The organism is Pseudomonas sp. PAMC 26793, from assembly GCF_000313235.1.
GTDB classification, from domain to species: Bacteria; Pseudomonadota; Gammaproteobacteria; order Pseudomonadales; family Pseudomonadaceae; genus Aquipseudomonas; species Aquipseudomonas yamanorum.
On sequence record NZ_AMXG01000023.1, the window covers coordinates 582,077 to 604,893 of the forward strand.

Annotated in this window: 19 protein-coding genes; 8 read left to right on the forward strand and 11 right to left on the reverse strand. The window is 61.4% G+C overall.

Annotated elements, in window-relative coordinates; genetic code table 11:
• Window positions 1-106 precede the first annotated feature (106 nt).
• Complete coding sequence (locus tag D109_RS0110080) at window positions 107-1,435, forward strand: autotransporter domain-containing protein (RefSeq protein WP_017476771.1); 1,329 nt, start codon at window positions 107-109, stop codon at window positions 1,433-1,435.
• 112 nt (window positions 1,436-1,547) lie between these two features.
• On the forward strand, window positions 1,548-2,621 hold the full coding sequence (locus tag D109_RS0110085) for a hypothetical protein (RefSeq protein ID WP_152416344.1): 1,074 nt from the start codon (window positions 1,548-1,550) through the stop codon (window positions 2,619-2,621).
• Window positions 2,622-2,695: 74 nt separating this feature from the next.
• Here the strand turns inward: D109_RS0110085 and oadA are convergent, their stop codons facing one another.
• Window positions 2,696-4,504 carry a sodium-extruding oxaloacetate decarboxylase subunit alpha gene (oadA, locus tag D109_RS0110090; protein ID WP_017476773.1) on the reverse strand — a complete coding sequence of 603 codons (1,809 nt, stop codon included), beginning with the start codon at window positions 4,502-4,504 and terminating at the stop codon, window positions 2,696-2,698.
• An 11-nt stretch (window positions 4,505-4,515) separates the two neighbouring features.
• Window positions 4,516-5,931 carry an acetyl-CoA carboxylase biotin carboxylase subunit gene (locus D109_RS0110095; RefSeq protein ID WP_003213442.1) on the reverse strand — a complete coding sequence of 472 codons (1,416 nt, stop codon included), beginning with the start codon at window positions 5,929-5,931 and terminating at the stop codon, window positions 4,516-4,518.
• 196 nt (window positions 5,932-6,127) lie between these two features.
• On the opposite strand from D109_RS0110095, the gene D109_RS0110100 reads away from it, so the two are divergent.
• Entirely contained in the window at window positions 6,128-7,102 is a 975-nt protein-coding gene (locus D109_RS0110100; RefSeq protein WP_026077866.1) for a LysR family transcriptional regulator, read from the forward strand.
• Here the strand turns inward: D109_RS0110100 and D109_RS1000000134890 are convergent.
• The 3 genes from D109_RS1000000134890 to D109_RS0110110 all read right to left on the reverse strand — a co-directional run bounded on the left by D109_RS1000000134890 (window position 7,032) and on the right by D109_RS0110110 (window position 11,354).
• Window positions 7,032-7,229, reverse strand: a complete 198-nt coding sequence (locus tag D109_RS1000000134890) for a PA3496 family putative envelope integrity protein (protein WP_081253237.1) — start codon at window positions 7,227-7,229, stop codon at window positions 7,032-7,034. The two genes, D109_RS0110100 and D109_RS1000000134890, sit on opposite strands and share 71 nt — an antisense overlap.
• Window positions 7,230-7,451: 222 nt before the next feature.
• Window positions 7,452-8,318: a transcriptional regulator HexR gene (gene hexR / locus D109_RS0110105; protein WP_010168370.1), complete on the reverse strand. Its 867-nt coding sequence runs from the start codon at window positions 8,316-8,318 to the stop codon at window positions 7,452-7,454.
• A gap of 162 nt (window positions 8,319-8,480) precedes the next feature.
• On the reverse strand, window positions 8,481-11,354 hold the full coding sequence (locus tag D109_RS0110110) for an EAL domain-containing protein (RefSeq protein ID WP_017476775.1): 2,874 nt from the start codon (window positions 11,352-11,354) through the stop codon (window positions 8,481-8,483).
• Window positions 11,355-11,633: 279 nt separating this feature from the next.
• Here D109_RS0110110 and uvrD point away from each other — a divergent pair, with 279 nt between their 5' ends.
• The 3 genes from uvrD to D109_RS0110125 all read left to right on the forward strand — a co-directional run bounded on the left by uvrD (window position 11,634) and on the right by D109_RS0110125 (window position 15,428).
• Entirely contained in the window at window positions 11,634-13,817 is a 2,184-nt protein-coding gene (gene uvrD, locus D109_RS0110115; protein WP_017476776.1) for a DNA helicase II, read from the forward strand.
• A gap of 191 nt (window positions 13,818-14,008) precedes the next feature.
• Window positions 14,009-14,884 (forward strand): Tim44 domain-containing protein, encoded by an 876-nt coding sequence (locus tag D109_RS0110120; protein WP_017476777.1) that lies wholly within the window; start codon window positions 14,009-14,011, stop codon window positions 14,882-14,884.
• Between the two features lie 136 nt (window positions 14,885-15,020).
• The gene (locus tag D109_RS0110125; protein WP_003213456.1) at window positions 15,021-15,428 is read left to right on the forward strand and encodes an SMI1/KNR4 family protein; all 408 of its coding nucleotides are present in this window, start codon (window positions 15,021-15,023) and stop codon (window positions 15,426-15,428) included.
• A gap of 84 nt (window positions 15,429-15,512) precedes the next feature.
• On the opposite strand, the gene D109_RS0110130 is transcribed toward D109_RS0110125, so the two are convergent.
• Complete coding sequence (locus D109_RS0110130) at window positions 15,513-17,276, reverse strand: cation:proton antiporter (protein ID WP_017476778.1); 1,764 nt, start codon at window positions 17,274-17,276, stop codon at window positions 15,513-15,515.
• Window positions 17,277-17,571: 295 nt separating this feature from the next.
• Here D109_RS0110130 and D109_RS0110135 point away from each other — a divergent pair, with 295 nt between their 5' ends.
• Complete coding sequence (locus D109_RS0110135; RefSeq protein ID WP_003213461.1) at window positions 17,572-18,057, forward strand: acyl-CoA thioesterase; 486 nt, start codon at window positions 17,572-17,574, stop codon at window positions 18,055-18,057.
• Here the strand turns inward: D109_RS0110135 and pdxY are convergent.
• A complete protein-coding gene (pdxY, locus tag D109_RS0110140) occupies window positions 18,054-18,926 on the reverse strand; it encodes a pyridoxal kinase PdxY (RefSeq protein WP_017476779.1) in 873 nt (290 codons plus the stop codon). The two genes, D109_RS0110135 and pdxY, sit on opposite strands and share 4 nt — an antisense overlap.
• 117 nt (window positions 18,927-19,043) lie before the next feature.
• On the opposite strand from pdxY, the gene D109_RS0110145 reads away from it, so the two are divergent.
• Window positions 19,044-19,442, forward strand: a complete 399-nt coding sequence (locus D109_RS0110145) for a DUF3301 domain-containing protein (RefSeq protein WP_017476780.1) — start codon at window positions 19,044-19,046, stop codon at window positions 19,440-19,442.
• Here D109_RS0110145 and D109_RS0110150 read toward each other — a convergent pair.
• From D109_RS0110150 to dksA, 4 genes are read right to left on the reverse strand one after another with little or no spacing between them, the layout of a single operon-like run.
• Entirely contained in the window at window positions 19,436-20,398 is a 963-nt protein-coding gene (locus D109_RS0110150) for a GTP-binding protein (RefSeq protein WP_017476781.1), read from the reverse strand. The genes D109_RS0110145 and D109_RS0110150 overlap by 7 nt on opposite strands.
• 45 nt (window positions 20,399-20,443) lie before the next feature.
• On the reverse strand, window positions 20,444-21,088 hold the full coding sequence (locus D109_RS0110155) for a DUF1826 domain-containing protein (protein ID WP_017476782.1): 645 nt from the start codon (window positions 21,086-21,088) through the stop codon (window positions 20,444-20,446).
• On the reverse strand, window positions 21,088-22,293 hold the full coding sequence (zigA, locus tag D109_RS0110160) for a zinc metallochaperone GTPase ZigA (RefSeq protein WP_026077867.1): 1,206 nt from the start codon (window positions 22,291-22,293) through the stop codon (window positions 21,088-21,090). Before zigA ends, D109_RS0110155 begins: the two co-directional genes overlap by 1 nt.
• A gap of 27 nt (window positions 22,294-22,320) precedes the next feature.
• Window positions 22,321-22,725: an RNA polymerase-binding protein DksA gene (gene dksA, locus D109_RS0110165; RefSeq protein ID WP_017476784.1), complete on the reverse strand. Its 405-nt coding sequence runs from the start codon at window positions 22,723-22,725 to the stop codon at window positions 22,321-22,323.
• Window positions 22,726-22,817: the final 92 nt, after the last annotated feature.

A 22,817-nucleotide genomic window follows, 5' to 3' on the forward strand; every position in this document is an offset into this window, starting at 1 on the left:
GCCCACTAGAGACATCTCCGGCAAACGAAGGGTGGATAGCCTGACATTTATCCGCCCTTTACCTCGCTAGATTTCCCGACCTCATACATCAAGAGGTTGGGTTTAGATGCCACTCCTACAGAAACAACTCGCTGTCGCCATCATCTTCGCACTGGGAGCCACCAGCGCCCAATTCGTCCAGGCGCAAGAGGAGATTGATCCAGACAGCGAGTGGTTCACCCCACAACCGGCGGTCGGCCAACAGGGCCGCCCGTATCCCAAGCCACCCGAGCCCACTCCCGACTTCTACTTCGCCGACCAAGCGACCACCCGCAACGGCCAGCAGGTCGCTCGCGTCCTGGACTCGGCCGTGGATACCCTTCTCGAGTCGGGAGAGCTAAACGAATGGCAAGAGTACCAACTGGAAAGCCTCACCCGGGAACTCGGCAATCTGGCACCAGGCCGTGTGGGTGCGGTCCTTGAGCAACTGGCAGGCAGTCAGAACGCCAACCTTGGTACCGCCACTCAAGACAGTATGAAACAGCTCAACGCCAGCCTGCTTTCAACCCTGCGCCAACTGAGCGACGACCGCAACGTCAGCGATGGCACAGGCAATGGCCGCGTCTGGCTCCAGGCTCTGGGCGACGCCGGCAAGCTCGAAGGACAGCACGGTAGCGTGGGCGTGCAGCGCCGCACTCAGGGCCTGATGCTGGGTAGCGACTGGGCAGCGAGCGACGCCTGGCGGGTGGGCGTGATGGGTGCCAAGTCGGCCAGCGACCTGAGCGCCAAACGTTTCAAGGGTGATCTGGACAGCTGGCACCTTGGTGGTTACGCAGTGCGGCAGGACGGGCCCCTGGCCCTGCGCCTGGGTGCGATCTATAGCAGCCATGCCGGCCAAACCAAGCGCTCCGTGGACGTTGACTTCGTTGATTATCGCGAGCAGGCCAAAGGCAAATACAATGCCCAAAGCCAGAACGCTTTCGCCGAGCTGGGCTATCAACTGGACAGGGGCAGCTTCAGTGTCGAACCCTTTGCCGGTATCGGCTACCAGCGCTATCACCGCGATCGTTACACCGAAAAAGGTGGCTTTACAGCGCTGAACGTCGGCACCCAGACTCAGGAAAACCTCAGCAGCACCTTCGGCCTGCGCATGGCCAGCGCGTTTGAGCTGGACAACCGGATGACCCTGAAACCGCACCTGAGCACAGGCTGGAAGCATCTCTACGGCGACGTGGGCAGCACCGTGCGCCAATCCTCCGCCTGGGTAAAACGGCCAACCTTCAACAGTGCCTTCAGCATCGACGGCACCTCCCTGGACCGCGACAGCCTGGCCTTGCACACCGGGATCGACCTGGTGATGTCGACGCAACACACCCTGGGCTTGAGCTATACGGCCGAGGTCGGCAACAACAGCCATCAACAAGGACTGATGGGCAATTGGCAGATGGCGTTCTAACCTCGCTGAATTGAGGAACAATCCCGCAAGTATCGGCCCCAGGTCCTGACAGTCATCGACCCGGTTTGCTCGCTACATTCCGGTCTCTTTCTACACAAGAGGCCGGAACATTATGTCGTCGACAATCCCGTACTTTCCTTCCATGGGCTCCTTGCTGGCCTACGGCACCCGGTCACTGGCCGAGGCTGTAGCGCCTCGCCCACCTTCAGCCGCCCCCGTCGGCGCAAACCTCACCTCCGTCTCCGTAACCCTCAACAATGAGGCAGGACTGGATATCGACAAGGTCAGCCAGTTGATTTCCCCCCACGCCAAAACCGGCCCCCGCACCTCACTGCGAGGCATCGAAATCACCAACTCGCCTACCGCCACGACCCAGGGCCTTTCAAGCGCCGGCCAGAACCCTGTCTGGCTGGAAAACCAGGGCCTTATCGAAAACAAAAAGGGCACCGGGATAAAACTTGCGGGCAACCAGGCGGACGAGGTGGTGAACGCCGGCATGATCAAAGGCAGCAACGGCATGGCCCTGGACATGGGCGGCGGCGATGACCTGTTGGTTGTGCGCAGCAGCGGCGGTTTCGACGGCGCCGTCGACGGAGGCAGCGGCACCAACCAGGTGCTGCTGGACAGTGCCAAGGGTGGCACCTTTGACGGCGCCAGCCAGATGCAACACCTCTGGGTGGGCAGCGGTGCCTGGACCTTGACCGGCCCCGTGCCCGCCAACCAGAAAGGTGAGGTCTACACCGACGCGACCCTGATCAACAAAAGCCAAATCGGTGGGGAGATGCACGTACGCCCGGGCGGCACCTACGCAGGTGGCACCGTTGGCAGCCTGAATGTCGCGGGCACCCTGCTGCTCGACCCGGCCACGAAGTCGCAGACCAGGGTCAAGGACACCTTGCACCTTGAACAGGGTTCGACACTGGCCTTCAAGGTCGGTACGGATGAAGCCCACAGCACGTTGAAAGTCGAGAACCGCGCCGTCTTGAACAACGCCACGCTGAACATCGACGTCACGGCCGAGAGTGACCAGCTTCTGGAGCGCCAGCTACGGGTGGTTGACGCCCGGCAGGTTGACGGCCAGTTCGGCACGGTCACCAGCAATCTGAAGGCCTACACCCCCGAGCTGATCTACACCCCAACCGGGGCTTATGTGGCGTTCAAACCCAAGGAAGCCGTGGCGGCCTGAGGGCAAATCCCAGGCGAAAAAAAAGGGGGCACATGCCCCCCCGAGGTTTAAGCGGTAGTGTCGAAGGCTGTTGATCAGCCTTCGATTTCAATCAGGATTTCACCCGGGTTGACCCGGTCGCCCTTGGCCACGTGAACGGCGGTGACCTTGCCGGCAATAGCCGCCTGTACTTCGGTCTCCATCTTCATCGCTTCAGTGATCAACACGGCCTGGCCGGCTTTCACCACATCGCCTTCCTTGACCAGCACGTCGACGATATTGCCCGGCATCGCCGTGCTGACATGGCCCGGCGCGGTAGCGTGCTTGCGCTTGCTGCCGCCACTGCTGACAAACTCGTTGAGCGGTTCGAACACCACTTCTTCGGGCATGCCGTCGATGGACAGGTAGAAGTGGCGCTTGCCTTCGGCCTTGACGCCGACACCGGTGATGTCCACGCGGTAGCTTTCGCCGTGCACGTCGATCACGAACTCGGTCGGCACACCTTCACCACCGGCACGGGCCACGCCGCCGGCTTCAGGAATCGGCAACAGCACTTCCGGGCTCAAGGTGCCGGCGTCGCGCTCTTCGAGGAACTTGCGCCCGATGTCCGGGAACATCGCGTAGGTCAGCACGTCTTCTTCGGACTTGGCCAACGCGCCGATTTCGCCGCGCAGCTTGGTCATTTCCGGTTTCAACAGGTCCGCCGGGCGCACGTCGATGACTTCCTCGCTGCCGATGGCCTGGCGCCGCAGTTTTTCATTCACGGTGCCCGGCGCCTTGCCGTAGCCGCCTTGCAGGTACAGCTTCACTTCGTTGGTGATGGTCTTGTAGCGCTCGCCGGCCAGCACGTTGAAGAACGCCTGGGTGCCAACGATCTGCGAAGTCGGGGTAACCAGCGGCGGGAAGCCGAGGTCTTCACGCACCCGCGGGATTTCAGCCAGCACTTCGCTCATGCGGTTCAGCGCGCCCTGCTCTTTCAGCTGGTTGGCCAGGTTGGAAATCATCCCGCCCGGTACCTGGTTGACTTGCACACGGGTGTCGACGGCGGTGAATTCGCTTTCGAACTGGTGGTATTTCTTGCGCACGGCGTAGAAGTACAGGCCGATTTCCTGCAGCAGTTCCAGGCTCAGGCCGGTGTCGAATTCGCTGCCTTTGAGGGCCGCGACCATCGACTCGGTACCCGGGTGGCTGGTGCCCCAGGCGAAGCTGGAGATGGCGGTGTCGATATGGTCGGCGCCGTTTTCGATGGCCTTGAGTTGGCACATCGCGGCCAGGCCGGCGGTGTCATGGGAGTGAATGAAGATCGGCAGGCTTTGCTCTGCTTTCAGCGCCTTGACCAGTTCGCCGGTGGCGTATGGCGTCAGCAGGCCGGCCATGTCCTTGATCGCCACCGAGTCGCAACCCATGGCTTCCATTTGCTTGGCCTGGGCCACGAACGCCTCGATGGTGTGCACCGGGCTGGTGGTGTAGGCGATGGTGCCCTGGGCATGTTTGCCGGCCGCTTTCACCGCTTCGATGGCCACCCGCAGGTTACGCACGTCGTTCATCGCGTCGAAGATGCGGAACACGTCGATACCGTTGACGGCGGCCTTGGCGACGAAGGCTTTGACCACGTCGTCGCTGTAGTGGCGGTAGCCCAACAGGTTCTGGCCACGCAGCAGCATTTGCAGGCGCGTGTTGGGCAAGGCCGCACGCAGTTTGCGCAGGCGCTCCCACGGGTCTTCTTTCAGGAAGCGTACGCAGGCGTCGAAGGTCGCGCCGCCCCAGACTTCCAGGGACCAGTAGCCGACTTTGTCGAGCTTGTCGCAGATCGGCAGCATGTCGTCGGTGCGCATGCGGGTCGCCAGCAACGATTGGTGGGCGTCGCGCAGGATGGTGTCGGTGACAAAGATTTTCTTGGACATTGTTGTATTCCTCACAGGCCTGCGTGGGCGGCGATGGCGGCGGCGATGGCCAGGGCCAGCTCTTCGGGTTTGCGCTTGATCGAGTAGTTGGTCAGCTCAGGGTGGCTTTCCACGAAACTGGTGTTGAACTGGCCGCTGCGGAATTCCGGGTTACGCAGGATTTCCTGGTAATAGGCGGCGGTGGTCTTCACGCCTTGCAGACGCATGTCGTCCAGGGCACGCAGGCCACGGTCCATGGCTTCTTCCCAGGTCAACGCCCACACCACCAGCTTCAGGCACATGGAGTCGTAGAACGGCGGGATGGTGTAGCCGGTGTAGATCGCCGTGTCGGTACGCACACCGGGACCGCCGGGCGCGTAATAACGGGTGATCTTGCCGAAGCTGGGGAGAAAGTTGTTCTTCGGGTCTTCGGCGTTGATGCGGAACTGCAACGCGAAACCCCGGTGCTGAATATCTTCCTGCTTGACCGACAGCGGCAGGCCCGACGCGATGCGGATCTGCTCACGCACAATGTCGATGCCGGTGATTTCTTCGGTGATGGTGTGTTCCACCTGCACCCGGGTGTTCATCTCCATGAAGTACACCTCGCCCTCGGCGAGCAGGAACTCCACGGTGCCGGCGTTCTCGTAGCCCACGGCCTTGGCGGCGCGCACCGACAGATCGCCGATGTAGGCGCGCTGTTCAGGGGTCAGCTGGGGGCTCGGGGCGATTTCGATCAGCTTCTGGTTACGGCGCTGGATCGAGCAATCACGCTCGAACAGATGCACTACGTTGCCGAAGCTGTCACCGAGGATCTGCGCCTCGATGTGCTTGGGATTGACGATGCATTTTTCCAGGAACACTTCCGCCGACCCAAACGCCTTGGTGGCTTCGGAAATCACGCGAGGGAAGGCTTGTTCAAGTTCTTCGCGGCTGTTGCAGCGACGGATACCGCGACCGCCACCACCGGAGGTGGCCTTGAGCATCACCGGGTAACCGATGCGGTCGCCTTCGGTGAGGGCTTCGGCGATGTCGGCAACGTTGCCTTCAGTGCCCGGGGTCACCGGCACGCCGGCTTTGATCATGCTGCGGCGGGCTTCGGTCTTGTCGCCCATTCGACGAATCACTTCGGCCGACGGACCGATGAACTTGATCCCACGTTCGGCGCAAATATCTGCCAGCTCGGCGTTTTCCGAGAGGAAGCCGTAACCGGGGTGCAGCGCGTCGCAACCGGTTTCCACCGCCAGGTTCACCAGCTTGCGCGGGTTCAGGTAGCCGGCCAATGGCTCGGCACCGATGCTGTGGGCTTCATCTGCGCGCTTTACATGCAGGGCATGGCGATCGGCGTCGGAATAGACCGCGACCGAACGAATGCCCATCTCGGCGCAGGCACGCACGATACGTACGGCAATCTCACCACGGTTGGCGATCAGGATCTTTTTTATCACTTGGAAATTCCCTTGAGCCGATTGCTACCTACTTCGACCCGCCGGAGCCGGGTCGGCGCGTGACCAAATGTTTCAAGCCAGTCGCGAGACACACACTATGCCCCTGTAGGGATTAACAAAAATCAATAATAATTGGGTTGTGTATAAGCAAAGACTTATAGTCAGCGCATCAGAGGTCGGCGGGAGTGCTTGAGTAATGCGTAAGTCATTGATGCGTATGACATTGCGTCAGTTGCAGATTTTCAATGAAGTCTGTGATTTGCGTTCCTACAGCCGCGCAGCCGAGGAAATGTCCCTCACGCAGCCGGCCGTTAGCCTACAAATCAAGCAGCTGGAAGAGCTGCTCGGCCAGCCGTTGTTCGATTACGTCGGCAAAAAGCTCTATATGACTGAAGCTGCCGAAGCGCTGCAACGGGCCAGCCGAGACATCTTCGGGCGCCTGGAAAACCTCGACATGCAGCTCTCCGACATGCAGGGCTCATTGCAAGGCCAGCTGAAACTGGCGGTAGAATCCAGCGCCAAGTACTTCGTGCCGCACCTGTTTGCCGCCTTCAAGCGCCAGCACCCTGAGGTCAACCTGCACCTGACGGTGGTCAACCGCGCCCAGGTGATTCGCAGGCTGTCGGACAACCGCGATGACCTGGTGATCATGTCCATGGTGCCCCAGGACATGGGCCTGGAATTCCTGCCGTTCCTGAACAACCCGATTGTCGCGGTGGCGCCCCGCGATCACCCGCTGAGCCATCAAGGGCCGCTGCGCTTGCAGGACCTGGAGCCTTACACGCTGCTGTTGCGCGAGCCAGGTTCCGGGACGCGGATAGCGTGCGAGGAGTACTTCAAGGAGAAGCGCGTGCACTTCACCCAGACGGTGGAAGTGTCTTCCGCCGAGGCCCAGCGCGAGTGCGTGACCGCCGGGTTGGGCGTGGCGCTGCTGACGCGCCACGCGGTCAACCTGGAACTGGCCACCGGCGGGCTCAAGGAGCTGCCGGTGGAAGAACTGCCGCTGTACCGCAGTTGGTGCCTGGTGCAGGCCAAGGCCAAACGCCTGTCACCGGTGGCCCATGCCTTCCTGGGCTTTATCCGCAGCGAGCGGCTGCAAATCAGCGCGCTGGCTGAGCGCTTCGCTGGGCAGCTGCGGGCGCCTGCCAGTGGAGTTCCGGATAGTCACTGATGCTCTGTTGCAACTGGCGCTGATCGCAGCGGTCTTCAATTGCGCGACGGAAGGCCATGCGGCGCTGGTCTTCCTGTTGGCGGCGGGTTTTGACAGCGCTGTTGCTTTCTTCGTATTGCCGAGCCATTTCGAGTCTCCCAATGCGAGTAAGGGGAGTTCAGGATGGGCGCGGGCAATGACGGTTTAGCGGCACGGGGATGACAGGACGATGAATCTTCCGGGGCAGAACCCAATCAAAATGTGGGAGCGGGCTTGCTCGCGAATGCGGTGGGCCAGCCAGCATATTCAGTGACTGACACTCCGCATTCGCGAGCAAGCCCGCCCCCACAATTGGTCCGCGTACAAACTATCAGTCGTCGAGGGCTTTTACGGACTTGGGTGACAACCGCAGACTGCGCAAGCTGCGCTTCACGCTCTTGAGGTGGTTGACCAGGCTCGGGCCCCGCGCCATGGCCACGCCCATCGCCAGCACGTCGATCACCACCAGGTGGGCGATACGCGAGGTCAGCGGCGTGTAGATCTCGGTGTCCTCGTGCACATCGATCGCCAGGTTGACGGTCGACAGCTCCGCCAATGGCGTCTGGCTCGGGCACAGGGTAATCAGGGTCGCGCCGCTTTCACGCACCAGGTTGGCGGTGATCAGCAAATCCTTGGAGCGGCCCGACTGGGAAATGCAGATCGCCACGTCGGTAGGCTTCAACGTCACCGCTGACATCGCCTGCATGTGCGGGTCGCTGTAGGCCGCCGCGGTCAGCAACAAACGGAAGAACTTGTGCTGGGCATCCGCCGCCACCGCACCGGACGCGCCGAAACCATAGAACTCCACGCGCTGGGCCTGGGACATGGCAGTCACGGCTTTTTGCAGCTCTACCGGGTCGAGCTTTTCCCGCACTTCCATCAGGGTATGCAGGGTGGTGTCGAAGATTTTCAGGCTGTAGTCGGCGACGGAATCGTCTTCGTGAATCGCGAACTGCCCGAAGCTCGCACCGGCGGCAAGGCTCTGGGCCAGCTTGAGCTTCAAGTCCTGGAAACCGGAGCAACCAATGGCGCGGCAGAAGCGCACGATGGTCGGCTCGCTGATGCCCACGCTGTGGGCCAGGTCGGCCATGGAACTGTGCATCACAGCCGCAGGGTCAAGCAGCACGTGATCGGCAACCTTGAGTTCCGATTTGCGTAACAGGTGGCGCGACTGGGCGATATGTTGCAACAGGTTCAAAGGGCTGGACTCTTGTTATTGGCAGACGCCAGGGATGTAGCAAGCTTGTAGTTATACTACAAGAATTACCGATTTGCCCGTTCGATGCATCACTTAATCACGCTGCTGCCCGCTGAATCAGCGGGCAGGCTCGATGTAGCCCCGCGAGCAGCTTGGGCTCAACTACGGAAAATCGGCATTTTTTCGTAACAAATCCGCCAGACCGTCCGCCTCCATCGGCCGACTGATCAAATAGCCCTGCACTTCATCGCATTGCTCGGCCCGCAGGAAATCCAGCTGCTGCTGATCTTCCACGCCCTCGGCCACCACCTTGAGCGACAGCCCGTGAGCCATGGCGATGATTGCGCGGGTGATCGAGGCATCTTCGCGGCCCTGGCCGAGGCCGCGAATGAACGTCTGGTCGATCTTCACGTAGTCCACGGGGATGCGCTTGAGGTAGCTGAGGGACGAGTAGCCGGTGCCGAAATCATCAATCGCCAGTTTCACACCCAAGTCGCGCAGTTGCTGGAAGGTCGAGATGATGTGCTCGACACTGTCGAGCAACTGGCTTTCGGTCAGTTCAAGCTCCAGGTATTGCGGATCAAGCCCGGTTTCTTCCAGCACCTGGCGCACCAGGCTGACCAGCTTGCCCTGGCGCAATTGGTGTACCGACAGGTTGACCGACACACGGATCGGCGCCAGCCCCTGGCGCTGCCACTCACAGGCTTGCCAGCAGGCCTGGCGCAACACCAACTCCCCCAGCGGTACGATCAATCCGGTTTCTTCGGCCAGCCCGATAAAGTCCCCCGGCGGCACCATGCCCCACTGCGGATGCTCCCAGCGGATCAACGCCTCAGCGGCATTCAGCTTGCCGGTGGCCAGGCACAGCTTGGGTTGGTAGAACACCGTGAGCTGGCGCTCATCAATCGCCTTGCGCAGCTGGTTTTCCAGCTGCAAGCGCTCCAGGGTGCTGGCTTGCAGGCTGTCGGTGTAGAACTGGAAATTATTCCCGCCCAAATGCTTGGCGTGCTGCATGGCCATGTTCGACTGGCTGACCAGCGCGGATATTTCCCGCGCATTGTCGGGCAACAGGCTGACACCCATTGAGGCGCTGACCACCAACTCATGCCCTTCCACCGTCACCGGCACCCGCAACTTGGCCAGCAGCCGCGTGGCCACCCGCGCCAGGCTCGACAGGTTGCCGTACGCATCGAACAGCACGGCGAATTCATCGCCAGAGAGCCGCGCAATGGTGTCGGCTTCAGGCAAGGCGTTGATCAAGCGGCGGGCCATCTTCTGCAATAACTGGTCAGCCACTTCATGCCCGAGGCTGTCGTTGAGCAGCTTGAAACGGTCCAGGTTGATATGCAGCAGGGCCAGGCTGCGGCCGCCCTGGCGCACACGTTGATGAGCTTCCCGCAGCCGCTCGCGGAACAGCGAGCGGTTGGCCAGCCCGGTCAATTCGTCGTAGTGCGTGAGATAGCGCATGCGCTCTTCGGACTCGCGCCGTGCGGACAGATCGGCGAAGAAACCCACGATGTGGCTGACGTTTCCCCGAATATCGCGCACCACGTTCAATTGCAGCCACTGCGGATAGAGTTCGCCGTTCTTGCGGGTCTCCACGAGCTCGCCCTGCCAGGTGCCGTGGCTGAGCAACGCCTGGCGGATCACCGGGAAGTGCCGCCGTGCGTCGCGGCTGCAGGGGAGTTCGACGACATTGCGGCCGATCATGTCGTCAATGTCGAAGCCGGTGACGCGGCTGAACGCCTGGTTGACGGCTATCAGCACGTAGTCCGGGTCGAGGATCACAATGCCTTCGCTGGCCGCCTCGAACACCGTCGAGGCCAGGCGCTGCTGTTCTTCCAGGACCTTGCCGGCGCTGATGTCGCGGCGGGTGCCGAGCATCCGCGTGACGCGTCCGCTGGGCGAGCGCTCCACGGCGCGGCCACGGTCCTGAATCCACACCCAATGGCCGTCACCATGGCGCACTCGGTATTCCACCAGGTAATCCTCGCTGCGGCCTTTCAGGTGTTCCACCAGCGCCCGCTTGAGCAGCGGTAAATCGTCCGGGTGCAGACGCGGCTTGAGATGACTGAGCATCGCCGTGACGTATTCCGGCTCCAGGCCGAACAGTTCCTTGAGTTGGGTGTGGTGAACCTCGTCGGTTTGCAGGTTCCAGTCCCACAGGCCCAGTTCGCTGGCCTGCAAGGCCATCGCCAGGCGCGCCTCGCTTTTGCTCAGGGCCAGGCTGGCGACATCCAGTTCCTGGCTACGCTGATCGACGCGCTGTTGCAGGCCGATCTGCGCCTCGCGCAACTCTTGCTCGACCTGGCGTCGCTGCTCCACTTCACGCACCAGTTCCTGATTCAACTGCTCGCTGCGCTGCTGCGCTTGCTGCAGGTGCTCGATCAACGCCTGGTTCTGGAAGCGCCTGAGCAGCCCGCGCTGGATCAGGCGGTTGACCTGCCACGCCACCAGGCTCAGGGAGGCCAGCAGAATCAGGCCCAAAAAGCCCCAACCCTGCTGCTGCGGGTCGCCGGTCCAGAATAAATAGAGGATGGCCGGCACCAGACAGGGCAAGGCAAACGACAGGAACGCCGGCAGGCTGACGGCGTAGGCCACACTGGCGGACAAGGTCGCCGCGCCGAGCAAGCCGAACACCCAGGCCTGTTGCGCGAAGCTGTCCACCGGCACCAGGGCGATGGCAGCACTGGCCAGCGTCAGGCCGCTGACGGCCGAGCCCAGCATGAACATGCGGCGCCAGATCGGCTGCGCCTGACGGCTCGGCATGGCCGAATCGAACGCCGCCACCTGAATCACCCGCAGGGCCACCAGCGCCAGCAGCCACACCAGCCAAATGCTGTCCAGCAAGTAGCGCTGCGGGCTCCAGAGTAACCAGGCGCAGACCAGTCCATTCACCAGCATTAATAAGGTAGGCAGCAGGGAGCCTTGGTAAAGCAGGCGCGTGCGCTCGACCGCCATCTCCATGGCGTAGTGCTTGCGGATAACCTGCGCCGGCGCCACCGAGGGGCCAGCCAGGTCAATGCTAAGGGTCATAGGCAGTGTTCTTATAATGGTGAGCCCGAAACGTCGACGGAGCATACACAAGCAAACGCTCGGGCCAAACTGCTCCACGTCATAAAAACAGCCTGATAATCAGGCGCAAACCTTGGAGCCAGACAGCTTGAGTGAGACAGGGCGCGGGCTGTGGGCGATGACCGACCGGTCATCACCGTGAACAGATTGTTGCCTTATCCAGTGCAGGCCCTGAAGTTTTCCCGCGACCATCCGGCATTGGGATTTGCCCGACTCCCCCGGGCACCCTAGAATGCGCCGATGCGCGATGATCTCTCCCTTTTGCTGAACTCCCTCAACGATGCCCAACGCCAGGCCGTAGCGGCCCCCGTTGGCCGTCAGTTGGTCCTGGCCGGTGCTGGCTCCGGTAAAACCCGAGTGCTGGTGCACCGTATCGCCTGGTTGATCCAGGTCGAGAACGCCTCGCCTCACTCCATCCTGTCGGTGACCTTCACCAACAAGGCCGCTGCCGAGATGCGTCATCGCATTGAGCAGTTGATGGGCATCAGCCCGGCCGGCATGTGGGTGGGTACCTTCCACGGCCTGGCGCACCGCCTGCTGCGGGCCCATTGGCAGGAAGCCGGCCTGAGCCAGACCTTCCAGATTCTCGACAGCGACGACCAGCAACGCCTGGTCAAGCGGGTGATCCGCGAGCTGGGCCTGGACGAACAACGCTGGCCGGTCCGTCAGGCCCAGTGGTTTATCAACGGCCAGAAAGATGAAGGCCTGCGCCCGCAACATATCCAGGCCAGCGGCGACCTGTTCCTGGCCACCATGCGCAGCATTTATGAAGCCTATGAAGTGGCTTGCCAGCGCGCCGGTGTGATCGACTTCTCCGAACTGCTGTTGCGCGCCCTCGACCTGTGGCGCGACAATCCGGGCTTGCTGGCGCACTACCAGAAGCGTTTCCGCCACATCCTGGTGGACGAGTTCCAGGACACCAACGCCGTGCAGTACGCCTGGTTGCGCCTGCTGGCCAAGGGCGGCGACAGCTTGATGGTGGTGGGCGACGACGACCAGTCGATCTACGGCTGGCGTGGCGCGAAAATCGAGAACATCTACCAGTACAGCGACGACTTCCCGGACGCCGAAACCATTCGCCTGGAGCAGAACTACCGCTCCACCGCCGGTATTCTCAAGGCCGCCAACGCCTTGATCGCCAACAACACCGGACGCTTGGGCAAAGAGCTGTGGACCGACGGCGGCGAAGGCGAAGCGATCAACCTGTACGCCGCCTTCAACGAACACGATGAAGCGCGCTACGTGGTGGAAACCATCGAAAGCGCCCTGAAAACCGGCCTGGCCCGCAGCGATATCGCGATCCTTTACCGCTCCAACGCCCAGTCCCGGGTGCTGGAAGAAGCCTTGCTGCGCGAGCGCATTCCATACCGTATCTATGGCGGCCAGCGCTTCTTCGAACGTGCTGAAATCAAGAACGCCATGGCCTACCTGCGCTTGTTGGAAGGTCGCGGCAACGATGCAGCACTGGAGCGGGTGATCAACATCCCGGCCCGCGGCATTGGCGAGAAGACCGTCGAGGCGATTCGCGACCATGCACGCCACAGCGATGTGTCGATGTGGGAAGCCATGCGCCTGCTGGTCGCCAACAAGGGCCTGACCGGCCGTGCGGCCGGTGCCTTGAGCGTGTTTGTCGAGCTGATCGAGAACCTGGCCGCCAAGTGCATGGAAATGCCCCTGCACCTGATGACCCAGACCGTGATCGAGCAGTCCGGCCTGATCGCCTACCACGAAGCGGAAAAAGGCGAGAAAGGCCAGGCCCGGGTAGAAAACCTTGAGGAACTGGTCAGCGCCGCCCGCGCGTTCGAAAACAACGAAGAAGACGAAGACCTGACGCCACTGGCAGCATTCCTCGGCCATGCTTCGCTGGAGGCCGGCGACACCCAGGCTGACGAGCACGAAGACAGCATCCAGCTGATGACCTTGCACAGCGCCAAGGGCCTGGAGTTCCCGTACGTGTTCCTGGTGGGCATGGAAGAAGGCCTGTTCCCCCACAAGATGAGCCTGGAAGAGCCCGGCCGCCTGGAAGAGGAACGCCGCCTGGCCTATGTGGGCATCACCCGGGCCATGCAGAACCTGGTGATGACCTACGCCGAAACGCGCCGCCTGTACGGCAGTGAGACCTACAACAAGGTCTCGCGCTTCGTACGTGAAGTGCCAAAAGGGCTGATTCAGGAAGTGCGCCTGTCCAACAGCGTCAGCCGACCATTCGGCGGCGGCCAGCAGCAGAACTCCAGCAGCATGTTCGCCGGCTCGGAAATCCCCGAGACGCCATTCAGCCTTGGCCAGCAGGTCAAGCATGCGATCTTCGGCGAAGGCGTGATCCTCAACTTCGAAGGCTCAGGCGCCCAGGCCCGGGTGCAGGTGAATTTCGCCGAAGGCAGCAAGTGGCTGATGATGGGCTACGCCAAGCTCGAAGCAATCTGAAACAACTGCAGAACATGAAGGATGTTGCCCCGCTCTTGTATTTGGCAGCGGTGGGGCCAATATCTGTACTAAGTCCTACAGACGATTCGGTATTGGCCCTACGCAAAAGCCCGAAACACTATGCCGCTAGCCACTGACATCACACCTGTGCAACATGGCGCGCGTGCAATCCACAAATGGGAATTCCCTTTATGAAACGTTTTCTTAGCATCGCCATGGCGTTGTGCATCGGCCTGACGATGAGCCTCGACGCCAACGCCAAGCGCTTCGGTGGCGGCAAATCCATGGGCTCGGCCCCGAGCCACCAGACCAGCCAAATGGCCCCATCCGGCGGCGGCATGGGCGGCGCAGCTGCGACCGCTGGCGCGGCCGGTGCCGCAGGCGCTGCTGCCAAGGCTGGCGGTGCTTCGCGCTGGTTGGGCCCTCTGGCCGGTATCGCGGCCGGTGGCCTGCTCGCCTCCATGTTCATGGGCGGCGGCTTCCAGGGCATGCAGATCTTCGACATCCTGATCATGGCGGTCATCGCCTTCCTGATCTTCCGCTTTATCGCCGCCCGTCGCCGCAAGCAGCAGGAGCACATGGCTCCAGCTGGCGCGCCGATGCAGCGTGAAGTGTTCGAGCAGAAGCCTGCTGCAATGGGTTCGATCTTCGGCGGTTCGGCGGCTCCTGCCGCCGCTCGTCCGGTGATCAACGCGCCAGCCTGGTTCAACGAAGAGCGTTTCGTCGAAGCGGCCCGCAGCCACTTCCAGTCCCTGCAGCAACATTGGGACGCCAACGAAATGGACAAGATCGCCGAGTTCGTGACCCCGCAATTGCTGGAGTTCCTCAAGCGCGAACGTGCTGACCTGGGCGACGGCTTCCAGTCAACCTACATCGAAGACCTGAAAGTGCAGCTTGAAGGTGTGGATGACCGCGCCGACAAGACCATCGCCACCCTGACCTTCAGCGGCGTGTCGAAGACCTCGCGTTTCGACCAGGGCGAAGTGTTCAGCGAAAGCTGGAACATGGAACGCCCACAAGGCGAGAACCAGCCTTGGCTGGTCGCCGGTATCCGCCAGAACGGCTGATCCCTGCACGCTTCGAGTATGCAGTAACAAAAACCCCGGACTTGTCCGGGGTTTTCTATTTCACGGTTGCACTTATAGCGAGCTACTGTATAAAACGCCCCTATAAACCGCGCCATCTAGCAAGAGGATCCCGGCCGTGGAAGAAGTTATCGAACAATTGCGTGAAGCCAACGAACCGGTACCGGTTCCTCTGGAGCTGCCTGACGAAGACCAACTGGTGGAAATCGAGGAACAACTGTTCATCGATATTCCGTTCGTCTTCCGTGAATTCCTGCTGACCGTCAGCGACGTGGTCTACGGCAGCCTGGAGCCGGTGACCGTCACCGACCCACAGTCCCACACCTACCTGCCAGACGTTGCCGCCAACGCCTGGGATGCCGGTGTTGACCGCAGCATGATCCCCATCTGCCAGGACGGCGACGACTACTACTGCGTCGAAGAAGACGGCACCGTGGTGCTGTGGTCCGGCGAAGAAGAACTCGTCACCGAAGAAACCTGGGAATCGGTGTGGCACTGGGCGCGGGACGTCTGGCTGGAAAGCTGAGACCTACTGTGTGCCAAGGGCGCTTGTTGTGGCGAGCGAGCTTGCTCGCGCTGGGCTGCGAAGCAGCCCCAGCCTCAGGCCCACTTAGTGCTCCGGCGTATCCTTATGGTTATCGAGGGTCTCCAGCAAGGCGACCTGCATCCGCGTATGCACGCGGATGAACCAGCGCCAGAGCACGGCGGCCACGGCGGCCGTCACCACGGCGATCAGCACCAGCAACTTGTTGGTCGGCAGGATACTGGCCGACAAGGCTGCCAATAGCAGGAAAATCACCAGCAGCGAAAGAATCGGGATCACTTCGGCGATCACCCGGCGCACGCGCTGAGTATGGCGCCCAGCCATTTCCGGCTTCACGCTCATCTCCGCCAGCAGCATCGACAGCGCCTTGAGCTTGCGGTACGCCGCGATCAAAAACGGCAGCGACAGCAGCAGCGCGCCACCCCAGATCAATGCCTTCTGCCAGCTCGGATCACTGACCCAGCCTTCCAGATAACCGCCAATGCGTGCCGCAAAGAAGCCGCCGGCAAAGAAGATCGCTACCACCAGCGCCAGGTTCACCCCCACCTGCAAAATGATCTTGCGGATCATCGAGGCGAGCATCGCCCCCTCGCCCTGGGGCTGAATACTGCGCAACCACTCGCCATACATCCCGAACACCCGGCTCATGCGCTTGGGCATGACCGCCGCGATCCTCAGCGACAGCGGGTCCGCGCCACGGATCAGATAGGGGGTAAGCAGCGTGGTGATCGCAGAAACCGCCACCGCCACCGGGTACAGGAAGTCGCTGGTGACCTGCAACGTCATGCCCAACGCGGCGATGATGAATGAAAATTCGCCAATCTGTGACAGACCCATCCCCACCCGCAGCGAGGTGCGGCCATCGTTGCCGGCGATAAACGCCCCCAGCCCGCAGGACAACATCTTGCCCAGCACCACCGCCACGGTAATCACCGCAATGGGCCAGGCGTATTGCAGGAGGATCTGCGGGTCGATCATCAAGCCAATGGCGACAAAGAAGATCGCGCTGAACATGTCGCGAACCGGTTCGATCAAGCGCTCAATCTTCAACAGTTGCCGGGATTCGGCCATGATCGCGCCGATCAGGAATGCCCCCAGCACCATGCTGTATTCCAACTTGACCACCAGCAGGCAGAAGCCGAAACACAGGCCCAGCACGGTGATCAGCAGCATCTCGTTGCTTTCGAATTTGGCTACGTACTCCAGCAAGCGCGGCACCAGCAAGATCCCGATCACCAGCGCGACAATCATGAACAACGACAGCTTGCCGACGGTGGAAAACACTTCACCAGAGCTGACCGTGCCACTGACGGCGATGCTCGACAGCAAGGCGATGATGCCGATGCCCAGGATGTCTTCGACGATCAGCACGCCAAAAATCAGCTGGGCAAAGCGCTGGTTTTTCATCTTCAGGTCATTGAGCGCCTTGACGATGATGGTGGTGGAGGAAATCGCCAGGATCGCGCCCAGGAACAGTGAGTCCATGGTGTTCCAGTCGAACCAGCGGCCGATTTCGTAGCCGATCCAGATCATCAGGATGATCTCGAGGAACGCCGCGATAAACGCCGTGGCACCGACCTTGAACAGCTTGCGCAGGCTGAACTCCAGGCCCAGGCAGAACATCAGGAAGATCACTCCAAGCTCGGCCAGGGTCTTGATGGTGCCTTCGTCGTGGATCAGGCCAAACGGTGGGGTGTGCGGGCCGATAATGAAGCCGGCGACGATATACCCCAACACCACCGGCTGCTTGAGCCGATGGAACAGGATCGTCACCACCCCGGCCACCAGCATGATCACGGCCAGGTCTTGGATAAAGCTGATGGCGTGCATGGCGAGGGGCTCCTTGAGGGGTACTGGCGCTTTTCCCATTTCCACGCATGCGCCGCGAAAGGTCGCAATGAACGGAAAGAAAAGTCTGCCTTGATTGTAAGAATTGCCTTTGAGACGGGCTTTTGAAGGGTAACACCGCGACTTGCGACAGAAAGCCGGTGCAATATATGGAAACAGATCGCCCCGGGCGTGACGGCAAGCCGGGCCCCAGCGTCCCGTTATGAATGGCTCTGCAAAGATTCCAGCACCCGCAGAGGTGCCTCCCCACCCAATGCCTACAACCCGTGAGTGTGCTATGGAACCCGGAAACGCCCAGCTGTCGATGACAGTATTGATGACCCCTGACATGGCCAACTTTTCAGGCAATGTGCACGGCGGCACGCTGCTCAAATACCTCGACGAAGTGGCCTACGCCTGCGCCAGCCGTTATGCCGGCCGCTATGTGGTGACGTTGTCGGTGGACCAGGTGATTTTTCGCGAGCCGATCCATGTCGGTGAGCTGGTGACCTTTCTGGCTTCGGTCAACTACACCGGCAACACGTCGATGGAAGTGGGGATCAAAGTGGTCACCGAGAACATCCGCGAGCGTTCGGTGCGCCATACCAATAGCTGCTTCTTCACCATGGTCGCGGTGGATGACCAGCGCAAACCGGCCGCCGTGCCGCCGCTGCAACCGCAGAACAGCGAAGACAAGCGCCGGTTTGTGCAGGCCCAGCAACGCCGGCAGATTCGCCAGGAGCTGGAAAAACGCTATCAGGAAATCAAGGCCGACGGGCCTTAAAGCCCTATCGGCGTCGCCTCAAAGCGAACCCGCGGATGTGCAATCCGGTCCTGGGCGCGCACCAGTTCCAGCTCATAGCTGGCGCACGCCTGGGTTTCCAGCAGCACTTCGTGCACCGCTGCAGCGGTGAACTCAAAGGCCGCCACCAGGCTGTCGCCCAACAACACCCGCGCCAGGAACAGGCCCGACGTCAGGTCACCCACGCCCACCGGCTGACGCGGGAACGCCAGCAGCGGCCGGCGCAGGTGCCAACTGCCTTCGGCCGTCACCAGCAGCATCTCGAAACCGTCCGGCAGCTTGCCGGGATAATCCAGGTGCTTGACCAACACCGCTTTCGGCCCACGAGCCAGCAACGCACGGGCCATGCCCAGGCAATCGAACAACGACTGCGGCTTGCGCCCGGCAAAGCTGTCCAGCTCCAGTTGGTTGGGGCACAGGAAGTCGGCCATCGCTGCCGCTTCGTCCAGCAGAAAGTCGCTGACCTCCTGGGGCACGATGCAGCCTTTCTCCGGATGGCCCATCACCGGGTCGCACATGTACAACGCCTTGGGGTTGATCGCCTTGATTCGCGCCACGCCGGTGAGGATCGCCCGCCCCTGGGCCGCACTGCCCAGGTAGCCCGACAGCACCGCATCACAGTTGCCCAGCTCGCCAATTGCTGCGATGCCCTCCACCAGCGCAGGAATTTGCTGCGGCGCCAACACTTCTCCCGCCCACTGACCATACTGAGTGTGGTTGGAGAACTGCACGGTATTGAGCGGCCACACGTTCACCCCGACCCGTTGCATGGGGAACACGGCGGCGCTGTTTCCGGCATGGCCAAAGACCACATGAGACTGGATCGCAAGCAGATGGGGCGTACGTTTCATGCAGGGGATTTCCGTAAAGCCATTGATATTCTGGCTGCGCAGTATGCGACTAAACGCGGCCTGTACGACAGACCGGAGACGCAGTTAAGCTGGCCACACTTTGTTGGAGTTCATCGAATGCTGACCCTCGGAAATATCTTCGTGCTGATGCTGCTGGCGACCGGTGCTGCCTGGCTGTGGCACAACCACGGCCTGCGCGAGCGGGCGCTGGAACGGGTCAAGCAGCACTGCGCCAAGCTCGACATCGAGCTGCTCGATGGCGCCGTGGCGTTGAAACGCATCGGTTTTGTGAAGGATGCCAGCGGTCGGCGGCGCCTGGCACGGATCTACAACTTCGAATTCACCGTGACCGGCGAAACACGGCACCCGGGGACCATCACCCAATTCGGCGCCCATAGCGCGCAAATCGAGCTGGCGCCCTACCCGTTCGAGATCAAGACGCCACTGCCCAGCGCCGAGATCATCGAGCTAAGCCAGTGGCGCCAGGAGCATGGCAGCAGCAAGACCCGTCACTGACGGCAATCGGCTAACCCGCGCTGTAACTGCGCAATGTCCTGCGCTTCACTGAAGATCAATTCGATCCGCGAATCCCGGCGCCATTCGCTGGGCCGCCAGGCGAACGCGGCGTTATCCACAGCGTTGGCCGATACCCAGCCGTCGGGGCTGTGGATAACCAGTTTTGCCCGCCGCCAGTCCATCAACGCCAGCCATTGCTGCAGACGCTGCGGGTCGAATTGCTGACTGGGATGCCAGCGCCAACCAACGCTCCAATCACCCTCCTGGCCCTGACTCAGGCAAATCGGCACTGACGGATCCGTCCAGATGGCCGGCATTTGCCCCACGCCTTTGGGCACCTCGAAGTTATCCACAGCCGCGGCGGCTTGAACGTTCAAACCCGGTAACTGCGCCAACGGTAGCTGCGCCTGCTGCGTCCAATAGATCGGCCGGTCGGGCAATTGCTCTTGAATCAACAAGCGCTGCGCATCACTCAGGGCTTCATTTTTGTTCAATACCAACAGCCCGGCGCTGGCCAATGCTTCACGCTGGGCGTTGGGCAGTGGCTTGCCCGCCGCCAACGCCTGGGCATCCAGTACCAACACGCACGGCTGCACCGCCAGCACTTGCTGCCAGGGCGCTTCCCGCAGTTGTTTGAGCAATTGAGCCGGATGCCCCAACCCGGACGGTTCGATAAACAGCCGGTCGGGCCTGGCCTTACGCAACAAACGCCCCAGTCCTACCTGAAACGGCGCCCCGTTAACGCAACACAGGCAGCCACCCGCCACTTCACCGAGGGCAATGCCGTCGTCATCACGGGTCAGCAGCGCAGCATCCAGGCCAATCTGCCCGAATTCATTGATCAACACCGCCCACCGCTCGTTGGCCGGGCGCTGGGCCAGCAGGTGCTTGATCAGGCTGGTCTTGCCAGCGCCCAAGGGCCCGGCAATCACGTGGGTTGGAATGTTCTGCAGCATGGTGGACATCATTCAGACCGTGTAGAGAGGTTCGATCCTACCCGGTTACGCCAACCAATCCAGCGTCAGAATCAACCGTCGTTGATCGGCTTGCAGCGGCGGCGAACGATGGATCAGGCCAAAGCCTTCGTTACCGTGCCATTTTTCGCCCTTGAGCAAGGCCACTTCGCCACAGTGGATTTGCTCAATGCACTCTTCCGGCTCCGCGCTCGCCTGGCTCAGGTGCCGCCGCTCCATGACGCCTTCGCGCAACCACTGGCTGCCGATACCGGCGTAAGTGGTGATCAGCCGTACCGGCACATGGTCCACGTGAAAGCGCGGGCACATCGCCTTGTCCAACAGCCGCAAGCGCACGCCGATACGCTTGGCACCCAGCAAACAGCCAAAGGCGCTGACCAGCCACGACACATCGGCGATAAAGCCTTCGTAGCCTTCAAGATCACGGCAACCTGACGCAAAGTCCTGCAAGTTCGGCTCGGCGTCTTCCCTGTTCAGCTCAACCACCAGCGACTCGGCCAACGGCTCATTGAGCGCCACCAGCAACGCGCCGAACTCGGCGATGTGCAGCGGCAACTGACGCTGCCACACCGCCAGATTCACGCCGTCTTCAAGGATATCGGTGAGCACGGCCGGGGTTTCACCGTGGGTCTGGCGAACCACCGGGCGCAGTTTCAGGGTCGGTGCCAGCATCAGGCAGCCTCTTCGAACCAAGGGCCAAAGGGATCAGCCAACAAGCGCCAGCCTTCAACGCCTGTGGCCATTTCATCGTCGGTGAGCAGGCAGGCGTCCAGCTCGGCGGTCATCTGCGCGAAGTCGATGTTCTGGCCGATAAACACCAGTTCCTGGCGGCAATCACCGGTACTCGGCTGCCAGTTGTTCATGATCGCAGCGACACCCTCCTCGTCCTGCGGCCACTGGGTTTTCGGCACGAAACGCCACCAGGGCCCGGCAAAGCCATGGCGCATCAAGCCGCCGGCCTGGGACCAGCTACCGGCGTCCTGATGTTTACTGGCCAACCAGAAAAAGCCCTTGGAGCGCAGCAGTTTTCCATTCACCCAAGGCCGGTCGATAAAGTCGAAAAAACGCTGCGGATGGAATGGTCGGCGGGCGCGATACGCGGTGGAGGCGATGCCGTATTCCTCGGTTTCCGGCACGTGCTCGCCCCGCAGTTCCTGCAACCAGCCCGGCGCCTGGGACGCGCGCTCAAAGTCGAAGCGGCCGGTGTTGAGGATCTTCGCCAGCGGCACCTCGCCCATGACCATCGGAATAATTTCCGCTTGGGCATTCAGGCGCTCCAGGATCGCCATCAACTCCTCGCGCTCGCGGCTGCTGATCAGGTCGATCTTGCTGATGAGGATCACATCCGCGAACTCGATCTGCTCGATCAGCAGGTCGGTGATCGAGCGCTCGTCTTCTTCACCCAGGGTTTCGCCGCGGGACGCCAGGCTTTCGGCAGCCTGGTAGTCGAGCAGGAAGTTCATGCCGTCGACCACGGTGACCATGGTGTCGAGCCGGGCGATGTCCGCCAGGCTCTGGCCTTCTTCGTCGCGGAAGGTAAAGGTTTCGGCCACCGGCAGTGGCTCGGAGATGCCGGTGGACTCGATCAGCAGGTAATCGAGCCGACCTTCCTTGGCGAGCTTTCCGACTTCTTCCAGCAGGTCTTCGCGCAAGGTGCAGCAGATGCAGCCGTTGCTCATCTCCACCAGTTTTTCTTCGGCGCGATTGAGGGTGACGTCGCGTTGGACCTCACTGCCATCGATATTGATTTCGCTCATGTCGTTGACGATCACCGCCACCCGCAGGTTTTCGCGGTTGCGCAGGACGTAGTTGAGCAGCGTGCTTTTACCGGCGCCGAGGAATCCGGACAGCACAGTAACGGGGAGACGATTGGGCATCAGGTATTCCTCATCAGGGTTGGCCGGTCAAATCGCCCGTTGATGGCGTTCGCGCAGCTCTTCACGTTCTTTGGCTTCGATACACAGGGTGGCCGTGGGGCGCAGCAGCAGGCGCTTGAGGCCGATGGGCTCGCCGGTTTCACGGCACCAGCCGTATTCACCGCGGGCCAGGCGTTCCAGGGCTTCGTCGATTTTGTCCAACAGCTTTTTCTCGCGCTCCAGAAGGCGCAGTTGCCATTGGCGCTGTTCTTCGGCGCTGCCGACATCGGCAGGATCGCTGTTGGGCTCCTGTTCGCGCAGCACCATGAATTCAGCGTCGATACGCGCTTGCAGCTCGTTGCGCTGGGCCAGCAGCAGCTCGCGGAAGAAACCTTGCTGGGCTTCATTCATGTAGTCGGCGGACGGTTGGGCGAGAAGGTCTTGTTCGGTCATCGGAGGTGGTTCACGGGTCAGGCTGATCTTTAATGTTATAGTATAACAATGCAAATAAGCCAATCCCCCTTGCTCGCGACGACGAAGGGCGC